The sequence below is a fragment of the Bacillus sp. BPN334 genome, assembly GCF_008368885.1.
Lineage (GTDB): Bacteria > Bacillota > Bacilli > Bacillales > Bacillaceae_G > Bacillus_A > Bacillus_A wiedmannii.
The window spans coordinates 1-15812 of record NZ_QOZW01000014.1 but is presented as its reverse complement, the minus strand read 5'-3'; the positions used below and the strand labels follow the sequence as shown (position 1 = coordinate 15812).

14 protein-coding genes, 2 other RNA genes, 2 pseudogenes and 1 riboswitch are annotated in these 15812 nt (G+C 34.3%); of the genes and pseudogenes, 15 read left to right on the top strand and 3 right to left on the bottom strand.

The window, feature by feature from the left end; genetic code table 11:
- Positions 1–107 precede the first annotated feature (107 nt).
- On the bottom strand, positions 108–1271 hold the full coding sequence (locus DN393_RS22480) for a DUF418 domain-containing protein (protein ID WP_098707577.1): 1164 nt from the start codon (positions 1269–1271) through the stop codon (positions 108–110).
- A 549-nt stretch (positions 1272–1820) separates the two neighbouring features.
- On the opposite strand from DN393_RS22480, the gene DN393_RS22475 reads away from it, so the two are divergent.
- Complete coding sequence (locus tag DN393_RS22475; RefSeq protein ID WP_149173964.1) at positions 1821–5480, top strand: dynamin family protein; 3660 nt, start codon at positions 1821–1823, stop codon at positions 5478–5480.
- Positions 5481–5483: 3 nt separating this feature from the next.
- Here DN393_RS22475 and DN393_RS22470 read toward each other — a convergent pair whose 3' ends face one another.
- Positions 5484–5738, bottom strand: coding sequence for a DUF3931 domain-containing protein (locus tag DN393_RS22470; protein ID WP_000369740.1), 255 nt, complete (start codon positions 5736–5738; stop codon positions 5484–5486).
- Positions 5739–5810: 72 nt separating this feature from the next.
- Here DN393_RS22470 and DN393_RS22465 point away from each other — a divergent pair, with 72 nt between their 5' ends.
- The 5 genes from DN393_RS22465 (at position 5811) to ssrS (DN393_RS22445) (ending at position 7912) form a co-directional block, all read left to right on the top strand.
- Entirely contained in the window at positions 5811–6278 is a 468-nt protein-coding gene (locus DN393_RS22465) for a GNAT family N-acetyltransferase (RefSeq protein WP_048561317.1), read from the top strand.
- Positions 6279–6299: 21 nt separating this feature from the next.
- On the top strand, positions 6300–6572 hold the full coding sequence (locus DN393_RS22460) for a YpbS family protein (RefSeq protein WP_000451806.1): 273 nt from the start codon (positions 6300–6302) through the stop codon (positions 6570–6572).
- A gap of 2 nt (positions 6573–6574) precedes the next feature.
- Positions 6575–7408, top strand: a complete 834-nt coding sequence (locus tag DN393_RS22455) for a sulfurtransferase (protein WP_064476590.1) — start codon at positions 6575–6577, stop codon at positions 7406–7408.
- A gap of 116 nt (positions 7409–7524) precedes the next feature.
- A non-coding RNA gene (ssrS, locus tag DN393_RS22450) (6S RNA) lies at positions 7525–7707 on the top strand.
- Positions 7708–7728: 21 nt separating this feature from the next.
- Positions 7729–7912: non-coding RNA, 6S RNA (gene ssrS / locus DN393_RS22445), on the top strand.
- Positions 7913–7966: 54 nt separating this feature from the next.
- Here ssrS (DN393_RS22445) and DN393_RS22440 read toward each other — a convergent pair.
- Positions 7967–8416 (bottom strand): hypothetical protein, encoded by a 450-nt coding sequence (locus tag DN393_RS22440; protein ID WP_149173963.1) that lies wholly within the window; start codon positions 8414–8416, stop codon positions 7967–7969.
- An 83-nt stretch (positions 8417–8499) separates the two neighbouring features.
- On the opposite strand from DN393_RS22440, the gene DN393_RS22435 reads away from it, so the two are divergent.
- From DN393_RS22435 to DN393_RS22395, 9 genes and pseudogenes are all read left to right on the top strand, one after another.
- On the top strand, positions 8500–8811 hold the full coding sequence (locus tag DN393_RS22435; protein ID WP_064476589.1) for a hypothetical protein: 312 nt from the start codon (positions 8500–8502) through the stop codon (positions 8809–8811).
- A 3-nt stretch (positions 8812–8814) separates the two neighbouring features.
- Positions 8815–10050, top strand: a complete 1236-nt coding sequence (locus DN393_RS22430; protein WP_064476588.1) for a glutathionylspermidine synthase family protein — start codon at positions 8815–8817, stop codon at positions 10048–10050.
- A complete protein-coding gene (locus tag DN393_RS22425; protein WP_000606860.1) occupies positions 10047–10433 on the top strand; it encodes a DUF350 domain-containing protein in 387 nt (128 codons plus the stop codon). Before DN393_RS22430 ends, DN393_RS22425 begins: the two co-directional genes overlap by 4 nt.
- 125 nt (positions 10434–10558) lie before the next feature.
- A riboswitch (M-box (ykoK) riboswitch) is annotated at positions 10559–10724 on the top strand.
- 342 nt (positions 10725–11066) lie between these two features.
- Positions 11067–11792 (top strand): P-type ATPase actuator domain-containing protein, encoded by a 726-nt coding sequence (locus DN393_RS22420; protein WP_000964966.1) that lies wholly within the window; start codon positions 11067–11069, stop codon positions 11790–11792.
- A 131-nt stretch (positions 11793–11923) separates the two neighbouring features.
- The gene (locus DN393_RS22415; RefSeq protein ID WP_064476586.1) at positions 11924–12790 is read left to right on the top strand and encodes a 5'-3' exonuclease; all 867 of its coding nucleotides are present in this window, start codon (positions 11924–11926) and stop codon (positions 12788–12790) included.
- A gap of 360 nt (positions 12791–13150) precedes the next feature.
- Positions 13151–13291 (top strand): FbpB family small basic protein, encoded by a 141-nt coding sequence (locus DN393_RS22410; protein WP_046955196.1) that lies wholly within the window; start codon positions 13151–13153, stop codon positions 13289–13291.
- A 247-nt stretch (positions 13292–13538) separates the two neighbouring features.
- Positions 13539–14641, top strand: a pseudogene (locus DN393_RS22405) (acyltransferase family protein).
- Positions 14642–15385, top strand: coding sequence for a YveK family protein (locus tag DN393_RS22400; protein ID WP_064476584.1), 744 nt, complete (start codon positions 14642–14644; stop codon positions 15383–15385).
- Positions 15372–15812: pseudogene (locus DN393_RS22395) on the top strand (P-loop NTPase family protein); the annotation flags it as partial. The gene DN393_RS22400 and the pseudogene DN393_RS22395, both read left to right, overlap by 14 nt.

Here is a 15812-nt window from a genome sequence, read left to right as displayed (position 1 = left end):
CCCCCTTACATCAATTAAAACGGTTTATTTAGTGCTACTTCAAATGTTGCAACTAGAACAACCGATGCAAAGTGCGGTAAGAGAAGTGTAAAAAAAGCAAGGTCTCGTTACGAGACCTTGCTTTTCTTTTTAAGTGGCATCATTTTCCCGTAAGTACCAAGACGCCAAATGTACTCAAGTGGACCGTATTGATAACGTGACAGCCACCAGCGGCTAATAAAGATTTGTAACGTATAGAAACTAATGCAAAATAGAGGACCTACCCATAATGGAGCAAGATAATCATTTTTGAACAATAGTCCGAATACAAGTAACGTAACAATTGTATGCGAGATGTAATTTGTTAACGCCATTCGACCAACATATTGGAATGGTCGTAATAATGTTTGCCATTTTTCTTTCTGTAATAAACGCATAAGCGTGAAAATGTAGAAGATGAATAATGTTTTTCCGCTAAACATTGCAAGTCCTTGCATATAAAGTGGTTCATATGAAGAGGTTGATAAGAAATAACGAACCATAAAGAACCAAAACGGTAATGTTAAAACGAACATAATGATTTGCCATTTTTTAAGTTTCGGATCTAACTCTTTCGTACGACGGAAAATGTCTTTTTTACCAGCGTATAAACCGAGTAAAAATAATCCGAGTGTTTCTGGGAGCATTGAAATATTTAGCCCTATTCCATTAGCATAAAATGCATGGAAACGATTTTGTATTTGTGATACCCAGTCTTCAAGTGGCATGATTGGTAAGGATAATCCAAGTTCATCCTTTGGCATGAAGGCAATACCAATACTAGCAATTAGCATAAGAAATTGAAAAATACTTAATAAAACGATTGCCCATATTAAAATGGTACGAGGTTCTCTCTTGTAAAATAAAAATAAGAAAAATCCAGCGATTGCATAACTATGTAAAATGTCCCCGTCCCATAAAAGAACGTAATGTAAGAAACCAAATAATAATAAAATAAGTAAGCGACGAACAAATAAAGTTTTTGGGCGATCTGTTTTCGCTTCAGCACGAGTCATAAAAATGTAAAAGCCTAGGCCGAATAAAAACGAAAAGATTGTATAAAATTTTGTTTGAATAAACATATCGTAAAATAGACGGATATAGCTATCTAGCCCCTCATAAACTCCTGAAAGATCACGTGAGTCAATCCCAGCGATAATAGGCCAGTTAACAAGAAAAATACCTAGTACAGCTATCCCTCTAATAATATCAATGGAATGTATCCTCTCGCCTTGTGAAATATTTTGTGTCATTATTTTCCTCCTTGTTAAGTAATTCCCTTTTATTATACAAAATGTAAAGAGGAGGGTATATAGGTAATTTCCAATTTTTAAAACTGTTAAGATATGTATTATGAGATATAATAAGAGTGCACAACAAGTTTTAACCTTCTTCAAAACAGGCAGTAAAGCTCCTTTCTATAAGGGGCTTTCTTTATGAAAAGTATTGATAATGATTCTCTTTAATGATAAAATGTATTTAAAAGTGATAATCATTATCAAAAAAGGTTGGTGCATGAGTATGGTATATGCATTAGTAGCAGGTACAGTCGCTGTATATGCAGTTATTGCAAAGTATGTTTTAAATGGAGTAGGAACAGCAAAATGAGTGATATGACATAAAATCCCTTTCATTTGTAAAAAGAATGAAAGGGATTTTTTATTTTTAATGAGAATATGCTGAAAATTTAGTATGATAGTAAAGTGAAACTGTAATCGATGAGGGGATGTATTTCCTGATGATTATGAGCTCGCAAATGGCGGGAAAAAGTATATACATCTTGGATAAAGGGGAACAAGGGGATGACAAACATAGTACAGACAAACGGTATGAAAAAACTTGTTTGTTTTTATGAAGAGTGGCAAAAACACGGCGATGCAGAGAATAGTGTAAAGTTGTTTGAGGTGATTCAAAAATATAAACAAGAGCAGCTTATGATAGCGTTCTGCGGTCACTTCTCTGCAGGGAAATCAACGATGATGAATCATCTATATAAAGCACAGTTGTTACCAACAAGTCCAATTCCGACAAGCGCTAACGTTGTCAAAATTGAAAAAGGAATGGATCGTGTTGTTGTAACAGTTAAATCTGGAGAACAGTACGAATATGATGGTGCATATTCAGCTGAAGAATTAAAACAAATTTGTAAAGACGGTGATGAGGTAATTGGTGTTCATATTTATCGGAATGATGCGCCAATTCCTGAGGGTGTTATGTTAGTTGATACACCAGGGATTGATTCAACAGATGATGCCCATCAATTAGCGACAGAATCAACGCTGCATCTAGCAGACGTAATTTTTTATATGATGGATTATAATCACGTCCAATCGGAAGTGAATTTGCAATTTGTTAAAGAATTGAAACAACGTAATAAAACGGTTTATCTAGTTGTAAATCAAATAGATAAACATAAAGAAAATGAATTATCGTTTGAGGATTATAAAGATAGTGTAAAACAATCGTTCTCTAACTGGGATATTGAAGTAGATGGAGTGTATTATACTTCATTACGAATGATGAACCATACACATAATGAAATTGGGAGCTTAGAAACATTAATTACTTCTATTATGAAAGAAAAAGTGCAGTATGTAAGAGATGGAATGGAGCGAGAAACAGAATATTTAATGGGGGAACATTTTTCGTTTATTCTTTCGGAAAATGAAAAAGCTCTTTTGAAATATGAGGAAGAGTTAGCATCGCCGCTTTCTATTTCAGAGATAGTTGAAAAGAAAGAAGAGCAAACGGAAACTAAACAACGCGAGGCTAGTAAAGAATCTCATGTGAGAAACGAATTTATAAAAGGCTTACAAGCTATATTAGATAACGCGTATTTAATGCCATTTGAAATGAGAGAATTGGCAAATGCGTATTTAGAAACGAAATTAACTAAATTTAAGGTCGGTTTGCTATTTGCGAAAGGAAAGACGGAGCAAGAAAAACTGAGACGTTTAGATGCTTTTTATTCTGCTTTGCAAAAGACTGTTGAAACGCAACTTGATTTTCATGTGAAAGAATTTATTGTTGCCTTCTTAAAAGAAGAAGGATTGTTCACAGAGGAAATTGGGAAAGACATATATGCTTTAGAAATTGCTTTTGGACCAGAAATGTTAGCTGAAGTCATTAAACAAGGTGCAGGTTTCACAGGTGATTACTTACTTCTTTATACAGCGGATGTAGCGAATGAACTGAAGAAACGTTATTTTACAAAAGCGCAGCAAATTTTTGATAAAAGTGCAGTCGTTTTAAAGCAAAAGGTGAAGGAAGCAGTTGCACGCATTGAAGAAGAGATTGAAAAATATATGATGTTGCAAACGGCAAAAGAAACGCAATTGCAATACAGTAACAATTTAGAGACATATGAAAGTTATTTGCAAAATGTTTGGCACGAGCGTGTTGCTACACCAGAAGGATTGCAAATAGAGGAAATATTGCAAAGTAAAACACAAATTGTTAGTGAGAAATTCACACTACAAGAGCAGGAAAGCGTAAACGATAACGTAATGGTTCGTGAGGAAGAGATAAAAGGAACGGCAGCTTTAAATATTCAGCGTATATTAGAGAAAGTGAAGAAAGCTGAAACGATATTAGAGCCATTGCCAGCGCTGAAACATGTACAACAAGAGGTAATAGAAAAAAGGCGTCGTGTGGAAACGAAACAATTTACAGTAGCGTTATTCGGAGCTTTTAGTGCTGGAAAATCATCATTTGCCAATGCATTGCTTGGTGGGAAGGTACTTCCTGTATCACCAAATCCGACGACGGCAACGATTAATCAAATTTTGCCGGTTACAGAGGAAAAACCACACGGAACAGTAATGGTTCAATTCAAATCAAAGCAAGCTTTATTAGAAGATATGAAAGCTGTTTATAAGTTGTTTCATTATGAGATTACTACGTTAGATGAAGCGTTAGCACAAATTGATAAAGTTATGAAATATCCTTCACCAACTGGGAAGCAAAAAACAACATTTAGCTTTTTACGAGCGGTACAAAAAGGGTATGATACGGTTTCTTCTCATTTAGGGGAGCAAGTACAAGTTACACTAGAAGAGTTTTCTGATTATGTAGCGAATGAAGAAAAATCATGTTTTGTTGAGTATATGGAGCTTTATTATGATTGTGCTTTAACAAGGCAAGGAGTAGCGCTTGTAGACACACCTGGAGCGGATTCTATTAACGCCCGCCATACGGACGTTGCGTTCCAGTATATTAAAAACGCAGATGCTATTTTATTTGTAACGTATTATAATCATGTGTTCTCTCGTGCTGACCGTGAATTCTTAATCCAGCTTGGTCGTGTAAAGGATACTTTTGCACTTGATAAAATGTTCTTCTTAATTAATGCGGCCGATTTAGCAGAGTCTGAAGAAGAACTTGAAATGGTAAAAGGTTATATCGCAGACCAGCTACTGCAATACGGTATTAGAAATCCGCGTTTATTTGCAATTTCAAGTTTATGTGCACTTGAAGAGAAGCAAGGAAAAAATATTGAAAAAGAGAAGTACGGTATTTTACAAAACTCTGGGATTGCTAAGTTCGAGGAATCATTTACATCCTTTATGATGAGAGATTTAATGCTCGTATCTGTTCATGCTTTATATGGTACATTGCAAGGAGCAGATCAGCTTTTAGTAAATATGATAAACGGTGCAAAGCAGGGGAATGAAGAGAAAGAGAAGCAAACGAAAAAATATGAAGCAGAGCGTAATCAGCTACTTCATATTATTTCATCATATAGTGTGCTTGCTGAAGAGCAGGCGATGCAAAATGAAGTGAAAGAATTGCTTTATTACGTGCAACAGCGTCTATTCCTACGCTATAACGATGTGTTTACTGAATTTATTAATCCAGCGTCGCTGCGAACGGATGGGAATGTGAAAGTACAGTTGCAACAGTGCGTTATGGAATTAGTAGCATTTATTCAGCATGATTTATTACAAGAAATGCGTGCGACATCATTACGCCTTGAGAAATGGATAGATGAAGCGATGAAGCGTGCAAAGAATGAAATTGTGGTGAACTGTAAAGTAGAAAATGAATCAATTTCTATGAGTGGAACAGTGGATTATGAATATAAAGATATTGCACATGAAGAACCGTTCCCTTCAGTTGAAATAAAAGATTTCAAAAAAGCACTGGCGCATTTTAAAAATGAAAAAAGCTTTTTTGAAAAAAATGATAAAGCTTTCATGCAAGAAGAGGCTAAAGTTGTATTAGAGCCTTTCGTATCAAACTATGTAGCTGATGAAAAAGATTTATTTGTTCATCATTATAAGCAAGAGTGGGATTTGAAATGGAACTTATTCCAAAAAGTGATGCAGCAAGATGTGATGAATTATTATGAAAGTGTATTATTTGCATTGGCTGAAACAATTGATGTATCACTATATGAACAAAGTAAAGAACAATTGCAAAAGCAGTTAGTAGAGATTGAAAAAGAAATTTATGTGATATAGTCGTTATGAGAAAAAGATTCGTTCAATTTTCTTTTGCAATACTGTATCTAAAGATTTGACAAACCCAGCAAATTCATCGGTAGAAATCATATGAGTAAGAACGAGGCGTCTGCCGTCTGGTGTTTCACCGCATAAGACGAATGAAGAAAATTCATATGTTTTGTTTTCTACTACTAATTTTGGATAGGAATACGTGTCGCTTTTCTTCTTCTTTCCATCAATAGAGATGACGTTGCACTTTTTCTCATTGTTGTCCATGGTGAATCCCTCCTTTCTATTATTTATGGTAGACAAGGAGGGTTTAGAACAATAGAGAAAGGGGAGTTTTTTATGTGTGTAGTAATAGAGTATATTTCGAAAGAAGCTATACCGAAACCTTTATTATTGCTTGCTGATCCAAGTGAGCAGCAAATTGATGCATATGTACAAAGAGGGTTAACATATGTAGCTAAGCAAGAGGAGAGAGTTGTCGGTGTATATGTTCTTTTGGAAACAAGGCCGAAGACGATGGAAATTATGAATATTGCGGTTGTAGAGCATTTGCAAGGAAAAGGGATTGGAAAGCAGCTATTAAGTCATGCCGTAGAAACTGCTAAAGGATATGGTATGTCAAAACTTGAAGTTGGTACAGGCAATTCTAGTGTTTCACAACTTGCTTTATATCAAAAATGTGGATTTCGTATTTTTTCTATTGATTTTGATTACTTTTCAAAGCATTATGAAGAAGAGATTATTGAAAATGGGATTGTATGTCGTGATATGATTCGGCTTGCAATGGAATTGAATAAGAACGTATAACTTATTTAGGGGGAAGAGAAGATGGAAGTACATAAAGCAATTACAGCACATTCTCGTAAACAAAATGAAAGTGTAAAAGCATGTTTACAATTAGATGCGCAGCGTGAAGCAGCTATTGAAGCAGCCGTATCTCTTGCGTCAAAGGGGAAAGAATTTTCGGTTGATATCATTAATGTTGTAACAAAGCAAATTAATGATCTTGCAAAAAATGGTGTTACACTGCAACGTAAATTTGTTACGGAAGAAATGGTTATGGAGTATGTAAGTCGTTTGCAAGAGAAAGAAGGTCGTTAAAGATGATAGTTACAGTCGAATGGTTACGTGAGCATATAGAGGATGAGAATGTCCGTATAATCGATTGTCGTTTTGATTTAGCGAATCCTAATTGGGGTAGAGAAAAGTATGAGGAAGAACATATTCTTCATGCGTTATATTTTGATTTAAATTTAGATTTATCAAGTCCTGTAACAGAACATGGTGGTCGCCATCCATTGCCGAATATTGAGGAGTTTGCAGACAAGCTTTCACAAGCTGGTATTGGTGAACATACGACAGTAATTGCATATGACAGTCAAGCGGGTGCAAATGCTTCTCGTCTCTGGTGGTTATTAAACTATGTAGGACATGAGAAAGTATATATATTAGATGGTGGATTTCCAGCTTGGAAAGAGAATGGACTACCGATAACAAAGGAAATTCCTGTTGCTATACGAAAAACATTCAAAGCAAATGTACAAGATCATATGCTTGTAACGATGGAAACGGTGAGAGAGAATATTCATGCAGGTGCAGATGTTACGTTAATTGATTCTAGAGAGCCAAAACGTTATGCTGGTGTAGAGGAACTAGTTGATCCAAAAGCAGGACATATTCCGACAGCAGTAAACTATTTTTGGAAGGATGGAATTGTACAATCAGGACAATTTAAGAATGAAGCTGGGCAACAAGAACGATTCCGAAATCTTTTGAAAGATAAGGAAACAATTGTATATTGTGGTTCTGGTGTTACAGCATGTCCAAATATCCTTGCATTGAAATTAGCTGGATTCCAAAATGTTAAATTGTATGCAGGTAGCTGGAGTGATTGGATTTCTTATCCAGAAAATCAAATTGCAAAAGAAGAAGATTAATCACTTGCATGCAAAAATAATTTGTATTAAAATAAGGTCACAAGCAAGAAATTGCTCGAAAAACTTTGTATTTTACACATTGGAAACAATGTGATAATATAACGACAAGTAAATAATACATCCTGCGGTGTACGTAACTTATTTATGTCTAAAACCGATGTTAGTTATACGGAAGCTCAATATTTAGCGACCATCATCAAGCCTTCCTTGTGGAGGAAGATGTACGGTAACTGTGAGGGCATCCACCTGCGAGTAGCGGGTTTTTGGACATTTACGAGGAGCGGCACGTGCGGGGGTCTTATTTCAACTAACATTATATAAAATTCCTACGGTGTACGTAGCTTATGCATGTCTTAAACCAATAAGTTTAATATGGAAGTTCAATATTTAAATGTAGCTAACAAGCCGTCTTTTTAAGAAGGAAGTTACAAACATTTGTGAGAGCATCCACCTGTGAGAGCAGGTTTATGGACATCTAGAGAGAACGGCATATGTGGGGCTATATAAAAACCTTACGTTTTATACGTAAGGTTTTTTTGTTGCATAAATATATTTGTTTTATCTGGATTCACCTGTGAAGTTTCCATAATAAATATAGCACTTTCTATCTTCATCAATCTCTCTTGAATTTAAAGCGAACTCCATATGCATGCCGTCGCGCTGAATATATATAAGGTCTGAATGAAGAGATGGCAAAATTTCTTCATAGTTCCATACATCTTTCCGATCTATTATGCTAGAACTCGTTTCACTTAGTTCTCTAACCTCAAAACCGATGTGAGAGTATGTAGGATCTGAAGGGTCATTTGCAAACTCTTCTTTTTGAATATATATAACTGCTGTTCCGTCTGGATCTACTGAAGTTGCAGTAACAACATATGTCTTGTTATCTTTTATAAAATATTCACACGTCATGCGTGCGATGATTTCAGAATTAGAAATATTTGCGTAGTTCCATAAAGCAGGATACCTTTTCGTTTCATCATTAAGTCGATATTCTAAGCGCATTTTATCCCTCTTCTTCCTTTTTCTTCTACTTTATCATGCTATCTTATATAATAGGAATAGAATTTAAAAAGGGGAGTGCGAAGGTGACGAAAACGAAATGGCTAGTAGGTGGTGTCGTAACGTCTTTAATGACTGGCACCTTATTTGGCTGCGAGCAAGATCTTCCCCCAAAACCGAATGATAATAGTTGTTCAGATTGGGATTGGGATGATGAACTTGGGGTATGGCAGTGTGATGATAGTAGGTCAGGTTATCGTGGGCATTATTTTTATGGTGGGAGTTACTATCAAAATAAATCCACTTTTAAAAATTCATCGGCGTTTAAATCTTATCAATCGTCTGCGGAATTTAAAGGTGGAATTGGAAGCGGTTCAAAGGGAGGATTTGGGGGCTAACATATGTCGCAATACATAAGGGATCGAAAAGAATTTTACTCGAAATATCCGAATTTTTGGTCGGATTTATATGAATGTGAGTATAGTTTGTTTCATGTTTTTTTTATAACAAATCAGACTATGAAACAATTGCAATTAGCAACTGAACGAATGGGGAAAATATTTTTTAAGACTGCTAAACTTTTGCGGAATTTAAGTGACGAACAGCTTCTTGAACTTGGGTATCCTCCTGCAAGCTTATCGTTTATTAGAATGAAAGGATTATATCCTGAATCTGTTATTTCACGATTTGATTTCGTTTTAACAAATGATAACCAAATTAAAATGCTTGAGTTTAATAGTGATACACCAACTTTTATTATGGAATGCTTTCAAATGAATGGAAAAGTTTGTGGAAAACTAGGCTATGATGATCCAAACTTGGGTCAAGAACGATTACTATCTTCTGGTGTTACAAAGGCTGTAATGGAAGCGACAAAGGGAATAGATAACCCAAATGTTGTTTTTACAGCACATCATGAACATATTGAGGATTGGAATACGACTATGTATTTGAGTCAGTTATGCCATGTTGAAAATAAAGTAGTGCCAATGTCAGAACTTAGAATTACAAAAGATGCTTTAGTGGATAGGGATGGAGTACAGATTGATATTTTATATCGCCAAACATATCCGATAGAAGATTTAATTGAGGATCAAGATCCTGAAACAGGAGACTTCGTAGGTGTGGAACTGTTGCAACTTGTAAAAGCCGGAAAGCTTTTTATAATAAATCCTTTGTCAGCATTTTTGCTTCAGCCAAAATCAATTCAGTGTCTTATTTGGGGGTTAGCAGAAGAAAAGGCCTTTTATACAAATGAGGAACAACAGTGGATTAAAGAATATATGTTACCTACATATTTAGAACCAGATTTATTTTTAGGAAAAGGCTCTTTCGTTCAAAAACCTTCATTTGGTAGAGAAGGAGACACAATTACCGTTCGCGATAAGGACGAAAATATTATGATTCAAAATGCACACCAAACGTATAAAGCGTCACTGCCGATATTTCAAAAGTATACAGAACTTCCAGTCGTATCTTTGGAAACTGAGAAAGGGATGGAGAAACTGTCGTATGTGTTTGGTTCGTTTTTAATTGCTGGAAAAGCGAGTAGTATCGGTATTCGCGCTGGGGAAAAAATTACGGGGAATGAATCGTACTATTTACCGGTAGGTATAAAAAAGGAGGAAAGTATATGATTAATTTTTTATTATATTTAGCAGTAACACTGGGCCTTTTATGTATTGGTCTGTTCCTCATGGAAGTGACAACGAAAGTAAAAGAATTTAAGTTAATGGCCCAAGGAAATAAGGCGGTAAGCTATGTACTTGGAGGACGATTACTTGGGTTAGCTATTGTTTTATATTCGACAGCAGCTAATTCCATTTCACTTCTTGATATGGTTTCATGGGGAGCTGTTGGGATTTTGGCTCAAATTATCGTCTTTTATTTAGCTGAGTGGCTTACACCACGCTTTAATATAAACAAAAGTCTTGAAGAAGATAACCAAGCAGTCGGTCTTTTTCTTATGTTTTTATCACTTTCCATTGGGATTGTAATTGCTGGTTGTATAACTTATTAAAAACTTTACGTTTAAACGTGAAGTTTTTTATTTTATATACGTTAGTTCGCCATACATTTCGAAAAAATTGTAGGCTACTGTTGACATCTATTTTAAATAAGAGTAACATTTTCTATGTAATAAAAATAAGTCTCTGTTAGGTGAGGCTCCTGTATAGAGAAATGCTACTGCCCAAAAATGTCGAGAGACGCCAATGGGTCAACAGGAATGATCGAATTAAGGTTTTTCTTAACGTAGCTGGTAATGTACCTATGCTATACAGTGCTAAAACTCGGCGAGGGAGAGGTCCGTAGATTTCTAATTGTTTAGGAATCGTTTATTTGTGTATGTCATGACCTTTACTCTTTTCGGAGTAAGGGTCTTTTTGTTACAAAGCTATGAGTAAATTCATAGTATAAACTATAAAATTAAACGAGGAGGTGAGGAGCATGTCAAATTCTGACTCGGTTCCGTTACCCATATACTTCAAATCAAAAATATATGATGTAGGCAGGAAACGACTTGTTCCTCCCTCTATATTTATCATAATGTAGCGTTTATATGCATGTTTAAGCGCTAGACACTGTTACGGTAAAGTGGATAAATTGAGAAACAAAGCGTTTCTTCCTATGTTGTACAGGAGGAGACGATAATATGTTATATGCAAACAAAACTGTGGGTAACACGTCATATAAATTAAGTAAAAAATCAATGAAAGAACAAACAATGCTTCAAAAAAATAAAGATTTATTAATTGAAATCGCAACGAGAGATGTAAAATCTGTATTTGCGTATTTTAAAACAACAAGAGACGGATTATCTATGAAAGAGGCACAAAAACGCATTCAAGTATACGGCCGAAACGAATTAATTTCAAAAAGAGCGCGTATTGCGGAAGTAATGATGAAGCTAAGTGGAATGATTCCAGGTTTTTCAAAACAACATGTGCGTGATGGATTACAATGTGAGAAAATTACTGTGTCTCGAGTAGAATGTTCTAGTGTAACTGGTTTAAACGGTGAATTAAAAATGATGAATGTGCCAGTACAAGAGCTTGTTCCTGGGGATATGATTTTTCTTTCAGAAGGTGATACAGTACCGGCAGATGTACGTATCATTTACGCGAATGATTTATTAGTAAATGAATCCGTGCTAACAGGAAAAGATGCAAGTATTGAGAAATTTGAAAGTTGCTATCACCTTGAGCGTAAACGATTTATTCCTTTAAAACGAATGAAAGACTATAATCCACTTGAACTTGAAAACGTATGTTTCAAAGGGACTCATATTGTTGGCGGAAATGCAAAGGCTGTAGTTGTTTCGACTGGGAAAAATACGTATACAGGAATTCTTCATACTTGTTGTAGTAGAACGTCTTAATGTGTAAATGATGCTAAATATACAAAAACAATGTATAATAGACAAAGTTGAAAAAACGTAGAATGGTAATCTATTTATATAACCTTACGTGATGACGTGGGGTTATTATTTTTTTTGGTAGGAGAGGGATTATGAAAAAAGTATTATTAGTTGATGGTATGGCACTATTATTTCGTGCTTTTTACGCAACAAGTGTCTACGGACAATTTATGAAAAGACAAGATGGTACCCCTACAAACGGGATTCATGGTTATATGAAACATTTATTAACAGCTATGCAAGCAATTGAACCGACACATATCGTAACATGCTGGGATATGGGTAGTACGACATTTAGAACAGAATCGTTCTCGAATTATAAAGCGAATCGTGTAGCACCACCTGAAGAATTAATTCCGCAATTTGATTTAGTTCAAGAAATGACTGCGAAATTGTCTATTCCAGTTATCGGTATGAAAGGGTATGAAGCGGATGATTGTATTGGTACGCTTGCAAAACAATACTGTAATGAAGCGGAAGTTTATATTTTAACAGGTGATACGGATTTACTTCAGCTTGTTGATAAGAACGTTACAGTTATGCTCTTGCGCAAAGGAATTGGAAATTACGAATATTACACACCAGAGAAAATCATGGAAGAAAAAGGCGTAGAGCCGTGGCAAATCGTGCATGCGAAAGCGTTTATGGGAGATACGAGTGATAACTATCCAGGTGTAAAAGGTATCGGCGAAAAGACAGCGTATAAACTTATTCAAGAGCATGGAACAGTAGCAACCGTACTAGAAAATGTAGCAACATTAACGAAAGCGCAGCGCACAAAGATTGAAAGTGATTTAGAGAACTTAAATATTTCATTACAATTGGCACAAATTCACTGTGAAGTTCCAATTTCATGTTCACTAGAAGAAGGATTACACACAATGGATGAAGAAAAACTTAGATTCGTTTGTGAAGAAATGAATTGGGGAAGACCTGAAATATTAATCAATATGCTATAAATAGTTTTGAAAGAGGGATGTTATATAAGTCAAACTTTGACTTATACAACATCCCTCTTTTTGTTTTTACGAACAGTATCGTAGTAAATAAAATTATATCGAACTCAAATTTAAATATATAAATGTTTCGACAAAATATATGGATAGAAGTTGATGACAATAGCAACTTTTATAATGAAATGAAGCAATTTCAAAATGGTTTTAGGATGATCGCATTTTTGCATGTTCACAAAGTTGTCAGAAAATAAACGGAATTTTCATATGAAGTTCAAATAGAATTCACAACAATCAATTATTATAAGGGCACACAGATAATTCCTTATCTTTTATATAAACCATCCCCCAAGGAGGACAATGAAAATGAGAAAAAAAGTGAGAAAATCTTTTAAACAATTATTAATTGAAAATAAACAATCACTATTAAATAATAAAGAAAATATGAAAGAAATTGAAGAAAGAATTGAGAAACGACATGTAGCATATAGTGGTGCCAATAATTAAATAAAATAAAAAAGATAGCCTTTAAAGGCTATCTTTAATTATTCATTTTTCGAGGTTGTAATTGGTATATATCAATTTTTAAGATTTACTATTCATAATATTACAAAAAATGTTACAATACATTCAAAATTACGCTATAAAATCATTTTAATATGAAAAATTGGAATGAAAAGAAAGGAGAGGAATATGAATAATGGTGTCGCTTTGAAATGATTATTATCATTTCAGTAGGAGTTGATGTAAAACGATGGATAGGTATGAAGAACTGGATTCTATACGAGGAATTTCTTCATTGATAGTAATGATTGGCCATCATTTAATGGTTTTTTCAGTATTTCAAAATTACAGTTATGAAGATAATAAACCATTTGTTATTTATCTATTAAAAGAAACACCTGCTCGTCTAATTTTTAGTAGTGGTAACGAATCTGTTATTATTTTTTTTGTTTTGAGTGGATTTGTTTTGTATAGATCCATTCAAAAAAACTACGATAGCTATGGATCATTCCTTTTAAAGCGTATATCTAGAATCTATATTCCATATATCGTAGCAATAATTATAGCTATTTTATGCCAGACTACAATGAGTAAATATGGTATTTCTAATTTAAGTGAATGGTTTAATCGCTCATGGACGATTGAAAGTTCTTTAAGCTTAATAGCGCAACATATTTTATTGATTGGGAAATATAATACAGATGCATATAACGGCGTAATTTGGTCACTTGTTCATGAAATGCGAATATCAATAATTTTCCCGTTAGTTTTGATGGTTTGTTTACGAAAAACGTTGAGGTATTCATTATTGTCATTGTTTAGTTTTTACTAGGAGCACTAGTTGCGAAATATAAAAATAATTTAATAGTTTTTTATAGTAATCGTACTAAAAATGAGAAAATTGCATGGTTTTTATTTGCGGTTTTACTTTATATGTATGAAGGGCTTGTTGGAGAAATTAATTTGCTTAATAATTTTATATTTCGAGACTACGTAGTAGCGATAAGTGCATGTTTATTTGTCATATTAAGCTTGTCAGTAGCAACTTTGTCATCCTTGCTACGTAATAAATACTTGTTATATTTGGGGAAGATTTCTTACAGTCTTTATTTATACCACATCATATCTTTATTTTCCCTAGTGTATATGCTTCATGAAATATTTCCGTTACCTATTGTTTTAATGTTATCGCTCATTCTTTCGTTTATACTAGCAATTATTTCTTATTTGTTTGTAGAAAAATTCGCATTCAGGATCGGAAGGTATATAACAAAGCAATCGAATTTAGAAAAGAAAAGACTATCTGTAGAAAGTGAGTTACAGGATGTCATTCAAACAAAGGCGGTGAAATAATTGAAGCAAGAAATTAGTATGAAGGATTTTCAGCAGCTCTTGAAAAGAAGAGTAGTAACAATTATTTTGACGATGTGTTGTGTAACAGTTTCTTTAATTCTTATTTCTATGTATGTATTAAAGCCTTCGTATCAATATTCAACGCAAATTCTCGTTGGGAATTTAGATGGGTTTAATAAGGAAAATGCGGTGAATAAAACACAGGAAAATAAGCAACTTGTAACGTCGTATGTTGATATATTAAAAAGTCCACTCATTATTTCAACGGTTAAAAAAAATTTAAAATTAGAGCAATCAATTTATGAATTAGCACAAAAAATTTCAGTGGTGAATATGGACAACTCTCAAATCGTTACTGTTACAGTAAAAGATTCAGATCCTACAATCGTCAAAGAAATTGTAAAGTCATTGGCAGAACAATCTCAAAAAAGCTTTCAACAGTATACGAATGTACAGGGGATAAAAATATTAACTGACCCTGAGTTACAGGAAAAAGCTGAAAAGTTGTTTCCGAAATTGCAACTTATCATTCCTATCTCTTTAATTGTTAGCTTTTTTGTTGGGATAGGTTTAGCTGTATTTCGAGATTATTTTGATGAGCGTATATACGTGGAACAAGATTTAGAGAAAATAACAACAGTATCTGTTATTGGTCACATAAATATGAAACCGAATAGAAAAAAGAAATCTACAGAAGTTGATGCGCAATCATCTATATATCGAGGTGAACATGTCGATGTTTAAGACAAAGAAAAAGCTGCCATTTAATCCGCATGATGCTCTAATGAAAGAGCAGTTTTATACGGTGTATCACGAGTTGAAAAAATCGGGGAAACAAGTGTTCACAGTTACTTCAACGAAGGATAGAGGTGTTGTCGCGTCGCTTATAGTAAATCTAGGGCTAGTGTTTGCAGAGATGAAAAAAAAGGTGTTACTTATCGATGTGAATTTTTCTGATCCTAAACTACATCTACTATTACAAAGCAATTATACGAAAACAGTGAACGATATAATAAACGATTCCCCTTGTAGTTATGAATCTTTTTCAGTGGAAAGAAGATTTTGATTATATTTTCTTGTATTCCTCTGAAGTATTTGAGCTTCCTGCTACGCACATGATTGCAGGGAAATGCGATGGAGTGGTCTTAGCAGTCAAAAAGAGAAAAGATTC